This window comes from uncultured Dialister sp. (assembly GCF_900538805.1).
Lineage (GTDB): Bacteria > Bacillota > Negativicutes > Veillonellales > Dialisteraceae > Dialister.
On record NZ_UPZP01000049.1, the window covers coordinates 1 to 15,848 of the forward strand.

General features: G+C 51.0%; 13 protein-coding genes. 2 read left to right on the forward strand and 11 right to left on the reverse strand.

The window, feature by feature from the left end:
• Positions 1-353: 353 nt before the first annotated feature.
• The 4 genes from QZQ29_RS05715 to QZQ29_RS05730 are packed head-to-tail and all read right to left on the reverse strand — an operon-like array spanning position 354 to position 3,071.
• A complete protein-coding gene (locus QZQ29_RS05715) occupies positions 354-848 on the reverse strand; it encodes a hypothetical protein (RefSeq protein WP_296960943.1) in 495 nt (164 codons plus the stop codon).
• 18 nt (positions 849-866) lie between these two features.
• Positions 867-1,313, reverse strand: coding sequence for a hypothetical protein (locus QZQ29_RS05720; RefSeq protein ID WP_296960945.1), 447 nt, complete (start codon positions 1,311-1,313; stop codon positions 867-869).
• A gap of 9 nt (positions 1,314-1,322) precedes the next feature.
• Positions 1,323-2,306 carry a flotillin-like protein FloA gene (floA, locus tag QZQ29_RS05725; protein WP_296960948.1) on the reverse strand — a complete coding sequence of 328 codons (984 nt, stop codon included), beginning with the start codon at positions 2,304-2,306 and terminating at the stop codon, positions 1,323-1,325.
• Positions 2,307-2,342: 36 nt separating this feature from the next.
• Entirely contained in the window at positions 2,343-3,071 is a 729-nt protein-coding gene (locus tag QZQ29_RS05730) for an NfeD family protein (RefSeq protein ID WP_296960950.1), read from the reverse strand.
• 186 nt (positions 3,072-3,257) lie between these two features.
• On the opposite strand from QZQ29_RS05730, the gene QZQ29_RS05735 reads away from it, so the two are divergent.
• Positions 3,258-4,451 carry a cyclopropane-fatty-acyl-phospholipid synthase family protein gene (locus tag QZQ29_RS05735; protein WP_296960953.1) on the forward strand — a complete coding sequence of 398 codons (1,194 nt, stop codon included), beginning with the start codon at positions 3,258-3,260 and terminating at the stop codon, positions 4,449-4,451.
• 798 nt (positions 4,452-5,249) lie between these two features.
• On the opposite strand, the gene serS is transcribed toward QZQ29_RS05735, so the two are convergent.
• The 4 genes from serS to QZQ29_RS05755 form a co-directional block, all read right to left on the reverse strand.
• Entirely contained in the window at positions 5,250-6,569 is a 1,320-nt protein-coding gene (serS, locus tag QZQ29_RS05740; RefSeq protein WP_296960956.1) for a serine--tRNA ligase, read from the reverse strand.
• A gap of 790 nt (positions 6,570-7,359) precedes the next feature.
• Positions 7,360-8,217, reverse strand: a complete 858-nt coding sequence (gene rsmA, locus QZQ29_RS05745; protein WP_296960974.1) for a 16S rRNA (adenine(1518)-N(6)/adenine(1519)-N(6))-dimethyltransferase RsmA — start codon at positions 8,215-8,217, stop codon at positions 7,360-7,362.
• The gene (rnmV, locus tag QZQ29_RS05750; protein WP_296960958.1) at positions 8,217-8,759 is read right to left on the reverse strand and encodes a ribonuclease M5; all 543 of its coding nucleotides are present in this window, start codon (positions 8,757-8,759) and stop codon (positions 8,217-8,219) included. The genes rsmA and rnmV overlap by 1 nt, the downstream gene beginning before the upstream one ends.
• Before the next feature lies 1 nt (position 8,760).
• Complete coding sequence (locus QZQ29_RS05755; protein WP_296960961.1) at positions 8,761-9,444, reverse strand: response regulator transcription factor; 684 nt, start codon at positions 9,442-9,444, stop codon at positions 8,761-8,763.
• A 574-nt stretch (positions 9,445-10,018) separates the two neighbouring features.
• On the opposite strand from QZQ29_RS05755, the gene lgt reads away from it, so the two are divergent.
• Complete coding sequence (gene lgt / locus QZQ29_RS05760; protein WP_296960962.1) at positions 10,019-10,813, forward strand: prolipoprotein diacylglyceryl transferase; 795 nt, start codon at positions 10,019-10,021, stop codon at positions 10,811-10,813.
• Positions 10,814-11,675: 862 nt separating this feature from the next.
• Here lgt and sfsA read toward each other — a convergent pair.
• From sfsA to QZQ29_RS05775, 3 genes are all read right to left on the reverse strand, one after another.
• Positions 11,676-12,818, reverse strand: a complete 1,143-nt coding sequence (gene sfsA / locus QZQ29_RS05765; RefSeq protein ID WP_296960965.1) for a DNA/RNA nuclease SfsA — start codon at positions 12,816-12,818, stop codon at positions 11,676-11,678.
• A 46-nt stretch (positions 12,819-12,864) separates the two neighbouring features.
• The gene (gene ychF / locus QZQ29_RS05770; protein ID WP_296960968.1) at positions 12,865-13,971 is read right to left on the reverse strand and encodes a redox-regulated ATPase YchF; all 1,107 of its coding nucleotides are present in this window, start codon (positions 13,969-13,971) and stop codon (positions 12,865-12,867) included.
• 76 nt (positions 13,972-14,047) lie between these two features.
• A complete protein-coding gene (locus QZQ29_RS05775) occupies positions 14,048-15,289 on the reverse strand; it encodes an LL-diaminopimelate aminotransferase (protein WP_296960971.1) in 1,242 nt (413 codons plus the stop codon).
• Between the last annotated feature and the right edge of the window lie 559 nt (positions 15,290-15,848).

The following is a 15,848-nucleotide window of genomic DNA, read 5'->3' on the forward strand; positions in this document are numbered from 1 at the left end:
AAGGAGGTCCATGACGAAGCAGTGCATAAAAATTCTTATAAAAGGAAACTCTATGAATTAATCAGTGCTTCCCTAGGGCAATGAAATTTTTATACTGCCGCAGCGCTTCTCCACAACTGTGAAAAACAGGCGAAGGAAGGCAAAGCATTGCGGGTTTATTTGCTTATCATAGAAAATGATGCAAAGCTGCAAAGACTATAAGAGCAAAAATGAGAATGTTATCCCATGACTATCCTGAGAAGCGCCGGCTTTGGCGGACATGCCCATTCTCCGAAGAGCGGAGTACGCAGAAATGGCATCACATGCCGGCCAACTAAAAAAGGCTGTGAATTTCACAGCCCTTTTTCCTGCGGCTATGTATTTTCTATAAGTTCTTCCTGCTTCCGTTCCACCCAGCTTTGGAAATCGGCCTTATCCCCCACGGATACGTAGGAGAGCTGGACCGGAAGGGCCACCAGGCCGCCGGTGATGCGGGCGCCGATGTAAAGCTGGCTCCAGTTGTGGGAAACGCCGGCTACTTCATTGTATTCCACAGGCATGTAGAAGGCACGGAAGGAAATATGGTAGTCCGAGTTAATGAAGGACCAGGGCATGGCCACCAGCAGCTTTTTCTCGCAGATGAGGGCCACCGGATTGTGAACGCGGTTGATGCGCCACAGGGAGCAGGCCACCACCACCGCCGCAATAACATAGAATATGATGCCATGGTTCATGTTATGGGAAATGGCAAAAACTACGGCGCCTGCACTGATGAGTACATAAATAAGGGACAGAAAAATAATATACAGTTTTGAGCGGTAACATTCCCATAATATCTTCCCGTATAATTTCTCTTTATATGTATCCAATGCAATCAAGCCTTTCTCTTATCTACACGGCTTCCATGGTCTTCTGCACCGGGGCGGTCCAAACACGGCGTCATACATGACCCACTGCCTGGGGTCCAGCACTGGACCGGAGAGGCCTTCGTTTCCTGTCATAGTTTCTGTTGTAGCGGAATGTTCTTCTTTTTTAGCGTCCACCTGCTTTATCTGCTGTTCATAAGGTAAAACTGCCGCAGGAACTTCCTTTTCAATCCTGCTCTCCTGCCGTTTCTTCTGAACAGCGGCATTATTCTTCTTTACATTTTTTACATTTCCTGTCTTTATTTTAGCAGATTTCTGTTTCACTTTAAAGATTTTCTTTTCAGAATAATCTGCTTTCTCTGCCTTTTCTTCTTTTTCAGGGGCTGTTCCTGTCTTTTTTCCCCAGGAGCGAAGCATTTTTTCCCTGACTCTGCCATAATCATACCCATTGGGGGCCTTCTGTTCCATAGGACCTCCTTAAGGCTGTTTATTACCCTTGGCGCTCTGTCCGGCAATGCTGCCGCGCATTTCCGTATCAGCCTCTATATTTTTCAGGTTGTAGTAATCCATGACCCCCAGATGACCGCTCTTCAATGCTTCCGCCATGGCCTTGGGCACTTCGGCTTCCGCCTCCACCACCTTGGCCTGCATTTCCTGGGTATAAGCCCGCATTTCCTGTTCCTTCGCCACAGCCATGGCCCTTCTTTCTTCCGCCCTTGCCTGGGCAATCTGCTTGTCTGCCTCCGCCTGGTCCGTCTGCAGCTGGGCGCCGATATTCCGGCCCACATCCACATCGGCAATATCAATGGAAAGAATTTCAAAGGCCGTGCCCGAATCCAGCCCCTTTTCCAGTACGGTCTGGGAAATATGGTCCGGATTTTCAAGCACGTCCGTATGTTTTTCGGAGGAGCCCACGGTGGTGACGATGCCCTCCCCTACCCTGGCAATAATGGTGGCTTCCCCAGCGCCGCCTACCAGGCGATCAATGTTGGCGCGCACGGTGACCCGGGCGCGGACCTTCAGCTCAATGCCGTTTTTAGCCACTGCAGAAATGGTGGGCGTTTCAATAACCTTCGGATTGACGCTCATCTGTACCGCTTCCAGCACATTCCGTCCTGCCAGGTCAATGGCGGCGGCCTGCTCAAAGGACAGGTCAATCTGGGCGCGATGGGCCGCAATCAGGGCATCCACCACATTATCCACATTGCCGCCGGCCAGATAATGGGCTTCCAGCTGGTTCACATTAAGGGCAAGCCCTGCCTTGGTCCCCTTGATAAGGGGCAGCACAATCATTCTTGGTTCCACCCGGCGGATACGCATGCCCACCAGGTTGAAGAGAGAAATATTGACCCCCGCAGCCAGAGCGGAAATCCATAGACCAATGGGCACGAAATGAAGAAATACTGAAAGGCCTGCCACCACAATGACAAGGACCATAAAGGGAAATACCATGAGTTCCATACATTCCTCCTGTTTTTAAGAAATAGAAATACCATATTACTTGATTGCCTTAACTACGACATAGCTTGATTCTGCTTTGACCACCATCACAGACCTTCCGGCTTCAATGAAGGTGCCCTCCGACAGGGCGTCCACCAGCTCCCCCTCGATCTTGACCTTTCCTGCCGGCCGGAGTACGGAAACCGCAATCCCCTTCCTGCCTTCCAGCCCCTTCAGATTCTTGGAAGAAGAAACGAAGCCCCTGTTTCCTTTCAGTTCCGTGTGGAGAGTGATTTTCTTCCATAAGCGGCTGCCCTCCAGATGACCGAGGATGAAATAGAGCCCCACCCCCGCTGCAAGGACGGCAAAGGATAATATGTAAAGTGCCTCCGTGCCGCCGCCAAAGGTAAAGAACAGGCCTCCCAGAACCAGCACCAGACCGCAGAGGATACCGGCGCCGGACATGAAAAGGAGGATATCCGTGAATATCAGCACCAGACCGCCGAAGTAGAGGATAAATTCCCAAAAGAAACTTTCCTCTTCATACCAGTTGGCACCGATGAGTATGCACCCGGCTATGGCCGCCGCCAGGGCACCGCCTGAAAATCCGGCGGTCTTGATTTCAGCGGCAATGGAAATCAGGATCACCGCTGCCAGCACCGTTTCAATGACGGGATTCTTAATCATCATCGCCACATCCCTGCCGTCAAAGGCAAGGGCCGGTTCAAAGAAGGACAGAAAAAAAGGCAGGAAAATAATGAGTCTTTCCCAATGATATTTCATCATCCCGCCTCCTTTTGAAAAATTCTCGAAAGAAATTCCATTTCCTTCTGTTTAAATTATACTATACTCCGCCACCTTCCTGCCACTTTCTGCAAAAGAAGCTTATTTACGGCAGTTACGGTATAACCATTCCGGATGTAAAGTGTTATAATAATGATAAGCAATAAAATTTAAATCTGGAGGTGCCTTATGTTTAAAAAAGAAGCGCTTAACATGGCTTTGCAGTTATGGAAAAAAGGTGGTTTCACCGTTCGTTTTTGGGATGGCACGGAAAAGAGCTATGGCTCCACCCCACCCAGATTTAAAGTTATTTTCAATAAAGAACCGAACTTCTCCCCTTCCGATTTGAAAGAAGACCTGGATGTCCTTATAGGTTCAGCCTATGTGGACGGCATCGTGGATTTTGAAGGAAATCTGGATGATATCGTAGCCACCGCCTTTGAAAAGGATCCGGTGGAGCTCCCCTACCACCTGGGTTCCCTTCGCCAGAAACTCATCAAGGAAGAAGAAAAAAGAGAAAAGGCAAATATCCATGCCCACTATGATTTAGGCAACGAACTCTTCGATATATTCCTTGACCCCACTAAAACTTATTCCTGCGCCTATTTCAAACACGAAAACGACAGCCTCTATGAAGCGCAGATGAATAAAATCAACCTGTCCCTCCGGAAGCTTTTCCTGAAGCCCGGCGAAAAGCTGCTGGATATCGGCTGCGGCTGGGGCGAACTTATCATTTATGCCGCCAAAAAATACAACGTTCACGCCTATGGCATTACCCTTTCGGAAGAACAGTATAAGACAGCGAAAGAAAGGATTCATAAAGAAGGACTGGACGGCAGATGCGACGTCATTCTGGAAAACTATCTGGACCTGGATTCCGACGACTACCAGTTTGATAAAATCGTATCCATCGGCATGTTCGAACATGTGGGCAAGAATTACCTGCCCCTCTATTTCAACAAAGTATCCCATCTCCTGAAGCCCGGCGGCCTCTTCCTGCTCCACTCCATCCTGAACATGGATCCCCAGGAAAAACAGACAAAGAACTGGATGACCAAGTACATCTTCCCCGGCGGCTACGTACCGGGCATTCGGGAAACGGTCTCCCTCTTCCCCCTCTTCGGTCTTCGCATGATCGGCTTTGAAAGCCTCCGCCGCCACTATGCCAAAACCCTCCACTGCTGGGCTGAAGCATTCAACGCCCATAAGGACAGCCTGCCCGACAAATACGATGAGAAATTCAAACGGCTCTGGGACATTTACCTCAGGGGCTGCGAATCGGGCTTCCGGACCGGCGTCCTGGATGTGGGCCAGTTTATCCTGAGCAAAGGAGTCAATAACGACCTGCCCATGACCATGGAATCCATTTACAGCGATAAATAAGGTGTATATGAAAAGGACCGCGCTGCGGTCCTTTTTGTTGTGGGCATAGGGTTCGAGGGTACGTGGAGAAAAGGTTCTGAAATTTGACTAGCCTATGGCCGGAGAGTTAAGGTTCTTAAGATTGACCGGCCTTCGGCCGGAAGGTTCTTAGGTTTGACAGCGGCCTTTGGCCGCTGAGGGTTGTGGTATCGCCGCTTCGCGGCGATGAGTATATAGACAGCGTTACGGGATTGGCGCTTGTGTCTACAACATTGCATAACGGAGAGCAAGAGCCCCCTTCCACAGGAAGGGGGTGGCGCCGTTAGGCGACGGAGGATAGGGGCGTGGATTAGACGATAGAAGTCAGAAATCAGACGTCAGACTGCGTTACTGGATTACCTTCCCGCCTCATCGTCATTCTGAGCGAAGCGAAGAATCTCGGTTCAAGCCGTAAGTGATAGAAATATTAATAAATACCTGTCGGCGGGAAGGAGTCGGAGGATAGGGACGTCAAGTTCTTTCCTAAATCCTTTTGGACCTATCCTCAGCCCTTTCGGGCAGCTCCTTCCTGAGGAAGGAGCCTGACGTTACGGGATTTACATTTGTGACACCAATGCTGCATGACGAAGAGTAAGAGCCCCCTTCCTCAGGAAGGGGGTGGCGCCGTTAGGCGGCGGAGGATAGGGGCGTCTGATTGTCTTTTATCTAATATCTTTCATCTAATATCTTTCGTCTAATTTCTATCGTCTAATTTCTTTCCCTTCTCAATCCCCATAAAAAAAAATCCCTGCCTTATGACAGGGATTTTGGGATGATTCTTTATTTATCTTCTTTAGCTGCAGGTTTGGAGCTGGGGAAGCCGTTTCTCTTTCCGATGACGGTGATGCCGCCCATGTAGGGAACCAGTGCTTCCGGAACCTTGATGGTACCGTCTGCCTGCTGGTAGTTTTCCATGATGGCAGCCACGGTTCTGCCTACTGCCAGGCCGGAGCCGTTTAAGGTGTGCACGAATTCCGGTTTAGCGCCGGGGGTGCGGCGGAAGCGGATGTTGGCGCGGCGTGCCTGGAAATCAAGGCAGTTGGAGCAGGAGGAAATTTCACGGTACTTGTTCTGTGCCGGCATCCATACTTCGATATCATAGGTCTTGGCAGAGGAGAAGCCGATATCACCGGTGCAGAGGCATACTACATGATATGGGAGTTTCAGGCGCTGCAGCACCTTTTCCGCTTCGGCGGTCAAAGATTCCAGTTCGTCCCAGCTGTCTTCCGGTTTGCAGTATTTCACCATTTCCACCTTATGGAACTGGTGCTGGCGGATGAGGCCGCGGGTATCCTTGCCGGCGGAACCTGCTTCTTTGCGGAAGCAGGGGGTAAGGGCGGTGAGGTGAACCGGAAGCATATCTCCGTCCAGGATTTCGCCGGAGAAATAGTTGGTCAGCGGTACTTCGGCGGTTGGGGTCATGTACATGTTTTCCCCTTCCACCTTGTACATATCTTCCGCAAATTTCGGCAGCTGGCCGGTGCCCTGCATGGATTTGCCGTTGATGATGTATGGCGGAATCACTTCGGTGTAGTCATTTTCTTTTGTGTGGAGGTCCAGCATGAAATTGTATACTGCCCTTTCCAGACGGGCTGCACCGGACAGGTAGAAATAGAAGCGAGCGCCGGAAACCTTGCCTGCCCTTTCTGCGTCCAGGATTCCCAGGTCATCGCCCAGTTCATAATGGGCTTTGATGGGGAAATCAAACTTCGGGATTTCGCCCCAGCGGCGGACTTCCGGATTTTCGCTGTCGTCCTTGCCGATGGGAACGGATTTATCAGCCATGTTCGGGATATGGAGAAGGAGCTCGTTCAGTGTGCCTTCCACTTCGCCCAGTTCCTTGTCAATGGCGGAAATTTTCTTTCCTACTTCCCTCATGGAAGCGATGGCATCTGCTGCATCTTCCCCGTTCTTCTTTGCCTGGGCGATTTTCTTGGACTCTGCATTCTTTTCGCTCTTCAGCGCTTCCGTTTCCTGCAGAAGTTCCCTTCTCTTTCCGTCAAGTTCCAGCACCTTGTCCAGGTCAAAGGGGTTGTGACGGTTCACCAGGTTCTGTTTAACCTCATCAGCATGTTCACGAATAAATTTGATGTCTAACATAACTATCTCTCCCTGTATCAAATTTGCCGGTTTCCGGCATATAAGCGAGGAAATAAAAAAACTTCACCCCTCCATGGGACGAAGTCATCGCGGTGCCACCCAATTTGCAAAAGCCAGCTCACAGTTTGTATCGGTCACCAGCCGTCCGGTTCCTCACCGGCCGCTCCTGAGTGGAAACTTCCCCTTCTGCCAAGACTTTCACCAGCCGTCTTTTCTCTAAAGGCATAAGGAAAAGGTATTCTCTTTCCCTGCGTTGTCCTTATTATAGCGCCGGTATCGGGGTTTGTAAAGATATATTTAGGCTCCTTTGCGGCCAGGGTTCAAAGGTGTCAGAGGGGAAAGGTTCTTAAGTTTGACCGGCCTATGGCCGGAGGGTTCTTAGGTTTGACGCAGCCTGTGGCTGCGAGGGTTGTGGTATCGCCGCTTCGCGGCGATGAGTTTGTATGCCTCCTTCGGCGGCATTGCTGCCTGTCGGCAGCGAAAACCAAACAACCTCGCTTCGCTCGTGGAAATGCACCCCTATCCCCGCCTGCGGCGGTACTTCCCCCGGAGGGGGAAGTGGTGGCGCCAGCCACCGATAGGGGTGCATTTCCTATGTGGAGACCCTGCAGAGGGTCTCCAAGTCGGGCGAAGTTGGTCCTTAGCCTGCACATAAAAGGACCTTCCTCAGAATCGCCCGACCGATCCGACAAGGCGTTTGTATGGTTTTACCAGCCCACTAGCACACTAACCCACTAGCACACTAGCCAACCAGTCAGCAAAACCCGGAGATTTCTCTCCGGGTTCCTTATTATTCATGAATCTTGTCATACCAGGCGTCTGCCAGGCGGCCGTATTCTTCCATGGAGAAGGTTTCTCCCCTTCTCTTGCCGTCGATTCCGGCTTTTGCAAGGATTTCCGGTATCCAGTCGGCAGGAATACCGCCGGATTTCATGGCGTTGGTGAATACTTTTCTGCGCTGGCCAAAGCCCATTTTTACCAAGGAGAAGAAAAGTTTTCTGTCTTTCACTTCTACCGCCGGTTTTTCCCTTCTCCGGATTTTGAGGACCGTGGAGGTGACCTGAGGTCTTGGGATGAAGGCGGAGGGAGGGATGTCAAGCACCCTTTCCGCGGTGCAGTCAAAGTTGACTGCCAATGTCAATGCACCGTAGTCCTTGGATCCCGGCAGGGCCAGGATGCGGTCGGCCACTTCCTTCTGCATCATGAATACAAAAAGGGAAATGGGCAGGTCCGACTGGATGAGGGAAAGGAGGATGGGCGTGGTAATGTAGTAGGGCAGATTGGCGGCGCATCGCCAGTCCCGGTCTCCCAAAATGGTTTTCAGGTCTGCCTTCAGCACATCCTCATAAATGATATGGATATTTTTATAATGTTCCAGGGTGTGGGAAAGCACCCGTTCCAGACTTTTGTCCAGTTCAAAAGCGGTGACGTCAGCCCCTGTTTCCGCCAGAGCCTGTGTCAAGGTGCCTATGCCGGCTCCGATTTCCATGACCGGCACATGCTCTCCCAGTTCCGCCGCTTCTGCTATGGCCGATACCACATCCGGGCGGATAAGGAAATTCTGCCCCAGCTTATGTTTGGCATGGATGCCAAACCGGCGGATCACATACTGCACCACCTGGCGGTCTGCAAGATTGGCTTCCAGCATCATGCATCCTCCCGGCACATTTGCAGTGCTCTATCCCATTCTTCACGGGTAATACCATAATGGTTGAGTCTTTTTACAAACTGTTTGCCATTTCCATAGCCAATGCCTAAAATGGCGCCCACTTTAGCCCTTTTGACAGAGGAATCCGGACTGCCTGCAAGGCCTTCTGCGAAGAGGTCAGCAGCAGAAAAGAGACCGGAGTCTTCCTGATAAAGGATGCGAAGTGTTTCCAGTGCTTTCCGAATGGATGCGGGCGATGCGTCTTCGATGCCCACATCATCTGCCGTAGAGGCTTCCGACTTGGGTACGAAGGCATGGAGGGCATGGGGAAACAGCTTGGAAAGGCGCTGCCGGATACGTTCTCCCGGTCCGTCAGGGTCCGTAAGGATGATAATCCCCCTTTTTTCATAGGCATAACGGATTTTTTCAATGGTTTCCTTCTTCAGGGCAAACCCTTCCGTGGCAATCATATCCGCATCCACTGCCATGCCTACCCGGGCTATATCCGACTTTCCTTCCACCACAATCACTTGTTTAATCATATCAGTCCCTGGCAGCGTATCCGATACCACGGACCGTATGGATGTATTTCTTTCCTACTTTTTCATCAATCTTGCTTCTGAGGTAGCGGATGTACACGTCCACAATATTGGTCTTTCCTGCATAGCCGTAGCCCCATACCTTTTCCAGGATTTCTTCTCTCTTGATGACGCGGTTCTTGTTTTTAGCCAGGAAAAGAAGGAGGTCAAATTCCTTTTTCGTAAGGTCAATCACCTCATCCCCTGCCCGCACTTCATGGCGGTCGGGATAAATGGACAGGTCACCGATGGTGAATGCGGGATCCACAATAATCTTCGGTTCTTCGTGACGGCGGAGAGCTGCATGGATTCTGGCAATCAATTCCTTGGTGGCATAGGGTTTTGTCATATAATCATCGGCGCCCGCATTGAGGGCATTCACCTTGGCATCCACGCTGGTATCGGAGGACAGGTAAATCACAGGAATGGGGCTGATTTCTCTCACCTTTCCCAGGATTTCATGACCGCCTTTCATCGGTTCATCGGGGTCAAGAATAATAATATCCGCCTGTCTCTGGCCTGCCAGGTCAACGGCATTATCTCCGGTATTGTCAATCAGGCTGGTGAAGCCCGCTTCCTCCAGCTTCAGCTGCATGAAACGGCTCACACTGGGGTCGTGTTCAATAATTAATACACAGTTTCTCATCATAGTACCTCCCAAAGGCAAATAGCAAAAACAAATTAAAAAGGCTGCCATGATTATTGTTGTTATTATAGGAATTTGATTGTTATTATTATTTCCTTTGAAGCAGCCGACATAAGTTCTGTTCAGGAACTTAAAATTTCTATAATCATCATACCATGAAATTTGGTGATTTCAAGTCTTTTCTGTATGAAATAAAAGAGAAATATTAATTGCCATTTAATTATTAGAATGAAATTATATATTGCGTTTCCTATTACAACAGAATTTATTCGTAAAAAGTTCCGTAATTATCAGATTTTTATGAATTCATATTCACTCAGGTCTATATTAAAAATACAATTAAAATTGTCCTTGTACCTATACCCCCTATGGGTATAAAAGTTTTTTATTGTTAGTGGCGAATTAGATTAATATATGTACATACGGTACATTTGCTAATAAATGTATCATTAGATACAAATTGGGGCAGTTCGATTGCCCTATTGCAGATTATTGTATAATTGTATAAAGAAAATTCCGGCAAGGCCGTGACCATGTACAGCGGTCTTTTTCATTTCATGCAAAGGAGACTTTATCCATGCACCAGTATGTAACATTTATCGGCGGCTTTCCCATCCGCTTCTATGGCATCTTTTTTTCTTTAGGCATTATATTCGGCTGCATTATGGCCTACTATTTCCTAAAAAAGGATGGACGGGGCTGGCATGAATGCATGTTTGACCTGGGCCTCACTATCGCCTTCGTCGGTATCATCGGCGGAAGGCTTTGGGATGTTTTCTTCTTCGACTGGGATTATTACCATAACCACCTGCTTGAAATCCCCTTCGTGTGGCAGGGAGGCATGGCCATCCAAGGCGGCGTCATCTTTGCATGCATCGCCGGATATATTTTCCTGAAGAAAAGGCATATTCCGGTACTGCAGTTTGCTGACATCATCGCTCCGGCCATCATCTTCGGCCAGGCCATCGGCCGCATTGCGAACTTCATGAACGGCGACGCCTTCGGCCACCCCACCGGCGCCGACTTCGGCATCCTCTACCCCTCCACCACCCTGGCCTACCACACCTACGGCGCCCAGCCCCTGTGGCCGGCAGAGGTCTGGGAATGCCAGGGAGACCTCATCATTCTGGGCCTTCTCCTCTGGTACTCCTGCTTCAAACACGCCAGAGGCACCACCTTCTGCCTCTACATTATGCTTTACTCCCTCCTCCGTTTCTTCCTGGAAAACTTTCGGGGAGACTACGGCACATTGGCCCTGGGCCTCAAAAGCGCCCAGCTCACAGCGCTGGCAGGATTCGTGGGAGCAGCGGTGGTGTTTGTTTATTTCTCTATTAAGTACAGAAATGATAGAGTGGATAGTTCGGTAAAGTAAGGGGGCAGAAGGTTGTGGTATCGCCCAGGGGCCGCGAAGCGGCCCAGGTTCAGAGGGTTAAAAAGGTTCAGAGGGTTCAGAGGGTTCAGAGGGTTCAAAGGGGAAGGTATCGCCTTCGGCGATGAGTATATAGTCAGCGTTACGGGATTGCCCTTATTGTCACCACTGCTACATGACGAAGAGCAAGAGCCCCCTTCCACAGGCAGAAATCCTGCAGAGGATTTCTGAGCCGGGCTCTTGTGTGAGCATAGCCTGCACATCAAGCGAACACCTTAAAGCCCGGCCAGCAGGTGTCGCCATTAGGCGACGGAGGCTAGGAGCGTTAAGTCTTGGGAAAAAGTTCGGACCTATCCTCAGGGCTTCGCCCAGCTCCTTCCTGAGGAAGGAGCCTGCGTTACGGGATTGTCTTCCTGTATCATATAGCATGATAAACATTCTGCTGATTGGCTCACTGCGTTCGCCACCCCCTATCCGGCTGCGCCGGACTTCCCCTATTCAGGGGGCAGAATAAACCGCCGAGAAGCAATTATTCATAAGTAACTCAAAGCATAGCGTCGCTAGAATCTCCCCCTCCGGGGTGGCAAGCGAACACGATTCGTAGGGAGCCCTTGGGCGACTGAGAATCGTGTGAGACGCTTTCCCGTGGAGAGACGCCGCCGCAGGCGGCAGAAGGGGTGCATTTCCCCGCCCGAAGGGCGGTTTGCATGTTTTCCCACGGGCGAAGCCCGGTTGTAAAGGTTTTATTCATATTGGCGGCAGAGCCGCCCACCACAACCCTCACGGCCGAAGGCCGTGTCAAACTTCAGAACCCTTTGAACCTTTTGAACCCTCACGCCCGAAAGGGCGTGTCCATAAGGCCGTTTCAAAAATACCTATCCAGCCGGTTGATTTCAAAATCCTCTTCTATTTTCACGAATTCCCTCATGTGCATGGGATTTTCGGAGAAGCCGAAAAGGTGGGAGGTGCAGGAGCAGTCAGTGCAGCCGAATCCTTCTATGGTCCAGTGGGATATGCGGGAGAGGGCTGCTGCCAGTTTGTGTTCCAGGTCTTCACTGGTGCGGATGGGGATGGCGCCGGTGAAGCGGCAGGCGGAGCGGAGGTAGTCCATGTGCCAGTGCTTTCTTTTCCGAAGGGCCCGGTGGTGGGCGATGCGCTGGTCCAGGTTCTTTTTGGCGCTTCCCACATAGACGTAGTACCCTTTGGGGAAATGAACGTCTCCCAGGCTTCCCACGGTGATGGTGCTGTCTTTTTCCATCTGGAGGACAATCATGTAGTCCCCGGCGTTTCCCATTTCCCTGTCCAAAACTTCTTTGGACGACGGGATGAGTCTTGCCTTTTGGGGCATGAGGAATGCAGGGGTCCAGGAAATACAGCAGGCCTTCCAGTCCAGGAAATCCATGCCCTTCCTGAATTCTTCTGCAAAGGGGAGGTCTGTATGGTAGTTGGGAAGGAACCAGCGGGCGTCTTTATAGTGAATAAGCACAAGGAGACCGGCGTGTTCCCCGGCCTTTCCCATTTCTACCAGATGGGTAATGTGCTTCCTTCCCCTTTCCGTAGGGGCGTCGGGAAACATGGCGCCATTTTCGCCGGAAAGGCTGCAGGATTTCACTTCCACCGGGAAGGTTTCTCCCGTTTCCGCATCGCCTAAAAGGAGGTCGAAGCGGCTGTCCCCCATGGTCACTTCCCTGCCGGCGAGGAAATAGTTCTCCCAGCCCGGAATCTTATGGTGCTGCACGAGGTAAGCGGCCACGTCGTTGGCTTTAGTGGTGTCCAGGTAAAAGATGTGGCTCCCCTTTTCGCAGCCCACCACCCGATAGGCGGTGCGAAGGCCTTTCCTGTTCGGTGTGAGATAGAGTTTCACCCCGGGGAAGAGGAATTCCCTCATGCGGCCGGGATTGGGCATATGGCAGAGAGCCTTTTCCCCGTTTACTTCCACATGGCACACGAAGCGGTTCGGCCGGTCAATGAATTTTCCTTCCACAATGGTTTTGTATATTTTTTCCATGGTTTATAAAAAAGACCGGCAGCCGCCGGTCTTTTCCTTTCTCTGTTTATACATTAAAGCGGAAATAAGCGATATCTCCGTCCTGGATGATATAATCCTTGCCTTCTACCCGGAGCAGTCCCTTTTCACGAACTGCATTGTAGGAGCCGCAGGCCATGAGGTCGTCGTAGGAAACGATTTCTGCACGGATGAAGCCTCTTTCAATATCGGAGTGAATCTTGCCGGCAGCCTTAGGCGCCTTGGTGCCTGCCCTGACGGTCCAGGAGCGGCATTCATCGGGGCCTACGGTGAAGAAGTTGATAAGTCCCAGCATGGAGTAGGCGGTGCGGATGAGGCGGTTCAGGCCCGGCTCTTCTTCTCCCAGGTCTGCCAGAAAGGCTTTGGCTTCCTCACCGTCCAGTTCGGACACTTCTTCTTCGATTTCTGCGGAAATGGGAACCCACTTGGCCCCTTCTTTTTCCGCCTCTTCACTGGCTGCTTTGACGAATTCATTGGCCAGGGGGTCTGCAATATCGTCTTCCGCCATGTTGAGCACGTAGAGAACCGGCTTCAGGGTGATAAGGTTCAGTTCCTTCAGCACTTCCAGGTCATCTTCCGAAAGGTCAAGGGCTCTGGCAGGGGTGCCGTTCTGGAGGGCATCGTACACCTTTTCCAGCACCGGCAGGTCTATCTTGGCCTGCTTAATGCCTGCCTGGGCCAGTTTGGCGGTTTTTGTCCTTTTCTTGTCCACACTTTCCAGATCTGCCAGGCAAAGTTCCGTATTGATGATATCCATATCCCTCACCGGATCGATGGACCCTTCCACGTGGGTAATATTTCCATCTTCAAAGCAGCGCACCACATGGGCAATGGCGTCGGTTTCGCGGATATGGCTTAAGAACTGGTTGCCCAGGCCTTCGCCCTTGGACGCGCCGGCCACCAGGCCCGCAATATCTACAAACCTTGTGAAGGCAGGGGTGGTTTTTTTCGGTTTGAACATGGCCGCCAGGTCGTAAATGCGATGGTCCGGCACTTCCACTACCCCAACGTTCGGTTCAATGGTGCAGAATGGGAAATTGGCAGCTTCCGCACCGGCTTTTGTGATGGCATTGAAGAGGGTGCTCTTCCCTACGTTTGGAAGGCCCACAATGCCGATCTGCAGATTTGTACTCATGAAAACTCCTTACTTTCTTAAACAGGCAGAAATCTACCCTCCATGACGGACGGTAGATTTTTGCTCCTAAAACCATTTATTTAGACAGCTTCTTCACAGCCTTTTTCAGTCTTTCCACAGCTTCCTTCGTAAGCTTTGGCGTATTGAAGGAGGTGAGGCGTACATAACCTTCGCCGCAGGGTCCGAAACCGGATCCCGGGGTGCAGATAATCTGGGCTTCGTTCAGAAGGTAGTCGAAGAATTCCCAGCTGGTCATGCCCTTCGGTACAGAGAGCCATACATAGGGGCTGTTCACACCGCCGCAGGCGGTCAGGCCCGCTTCCTTCACGCCTTCCAGAATGACCTTGGCGTTGTTTCTGTAAATATCAAGGGTTGCCTGGATCTGCTTCTGTCCTTCTTCGGTGTAGATAGCTTCAGCGCCTCTCTGCACAATGTAGGAGCAGCCGTTGAACTTGGTGCACTGGCGGCGGTCCCAGAGGGCATTGGCGGAAATCTTTTCACCGGACTTCGTTTCCAGCATCAGTTCCTTCGGCACTACGCAGTAGCCGCAGCGGACACCGGTGAAACCGGCGGTCTTGGAGTAAGAGCGGAATTCGATGGCCACTTCCTTAGCCCCTTCGATTTCATAAATGCTGTGGGGAATGTCGTCTTCCGTAATGAATGCTTCATAGGCAGCGTCGAAGAAAATGACGGAGCCCGTCTGCTTTGCATACTTCACCCACATGGTGAGGTCCTTTTTATTGAGAGCTGCGCCGGTGGGGTTGTTCGGGGAGCAGAGATAAATAATCATGGGGTCATGGGACGGAAGATTGGCTTTGAAACCGCATTCCTCATAGCAGGGCAGATATTCCAGACGTTCATAGGAACCGTTCACAAACTTGCCGCTTCTGCCGGCCATGACATTGCTGTCCACATACACCGGATATACCGGATCCGTAACGGCTACAATGTCCGATTCCGCAAAAATTTCCTGCATATTGCCGGTATCGCATTTAGCACCGTCGCTGACGAAAATTTCATCGGGGGAAATATCGCATCCCCTGTCCTTGAAATCATGCTGCGCAATGGCTTCCCGGAGGAAGAGATAGCCCTGTTCCGGACCGTAGCCGCGGAAAGTTTCCATATGGGCCATTTCATCTACAGCTTTGTGCATGGCTTCAATCACAGCCGGAGCCAGGGGCTGGGTCACATCGCCGATGCCAAGGGAAATAATATCCGCATCAGGATGAGCTTCCACATAGGCGTTCTGCTTCTGTCTGACAGTGGCAAACAGATAAGCACCCTGAAGATTTAAATAGTTTTCATTACAATGTGCCATAAAAATCGCCTCTCATATATGCATTATCATACTTTTTATCAAAAATAAATGATGACTTTTATATTTTATCATAACCCATAATGATTATCAAAAATGATTTTGAAACCGGGGTTCCATCGCCCGCTGGGGCGATGGACACGCCTGCGGCGTGAGGGGTTCAAAGGGTTCAGAAGGTTCAGAGGGGAAGGTGGCCGCTTCGCGGCAGATTTTGAAAAAGGGGGCGCGCCTGACGGCGCAGGTTGGGGCCGCCCGGGGCGGCGGGTTGTGTAGAAAGGTTGTGTTCGCTGACGCTCAAGGGGATGGTGGCGGCTCCGCCGCAGTTTTTAGCCTCCTTCCATAGGAAGGAGGTGGCGCCGTTAGGCGACGGAGGATAGGGGCGTGGATTAGACGTCAGAAGTCAGACGTCAGACTGCGTTACGTGCTAAACTTCCCGCCAGACAACATCATTCTCAGCGTCAGCGAAGAATCGTCGGTCGACCAATTAAAAGGAAAGCCCTCTTATGGGCAGGCTAAGGGCCAACTTTGGTCGACTCGCGCATTCTATGCAGAATGCGCGCAG

Coding starts and splice junctions, on each gene's coding strand:
- QZQ29_RS05775 (WP_296960971.1), bottom strand. CDS start 15,289: ATGGCACATTGTAATGAAAACTATTTAAATCTTCAGGGTGCTTATCTG.
- rnmV (WP_296960958.1), bottom strand. CDS start 8,759: ATGATTAAACAAGTGATTGTGGTGGAAGGAAAGTCGGATATAGCCCGG.
- lgt (WP_296960962.1), top strand. CDS start 10,019: ATGCACCAGTATGTAACATTTATCGGCGGCTTTCCCATCCGCTTCTAT.
- ychF (WP_296960968.1), bottom strand. CDS start 13,971: ATGAGTACAAATCTGCAGATCGGCATTGTGGGCCTTCCAAACGTAGGG.
- rsmA (WP_296960974.1), bottom strand. CDS start 8,217: ATGCTGGAAGCCAATCTTGCAGACCGCCAGGTGGTGCAGTATGTGATC.
- floA (WP_296960948.1), bottom strand. CDS start 2,306: ATGGAACTCATGGTATTTCCCTTTATGGTCCTTGTCATTGTGGTGGCA.
- QZQ29_RS05735 (WP_296960953.1), top strand. CDS start 3,258: ATGTTTAAAAAAGAAGCGCTTAACATGGCTTTGCAGTTATGGAAAAAA.
- QZQ29_RS05755 (WP_296960961.1), bottom strand. CDS start 9,444: ATGATGAGAAACTGTGTATTAATTATTGAACACGACCCCAGTGTGAGC.
- QZQ29_RS05730 (WP_296960950.1), bottom strand. CDS start 3,071: ATGATGAAATATCATTGGGAAAGACTCATTATTTTCCTGCCTTTTTTT.
- serS (WP_296960956.1), bottom strand. CDS start 6,569: ATGTTAGACATCAAATTTATTCGTGAACATGCTGATGAGGTTAAACAG.
- sfsA (WP_296960965.1), bottom strand. CDS start 12,818: ATGGAAAAAATATACAAAACCATTGTGGAAGGAAAATTCATTGACCGG.
- QZQ29_RS05720 (WP_296960945.1), bottom strand. CDS start 1,313: ATGGAACAGAAGGCCCCCAATGGGTATGATTATGGCAGAGTCAGGGAA.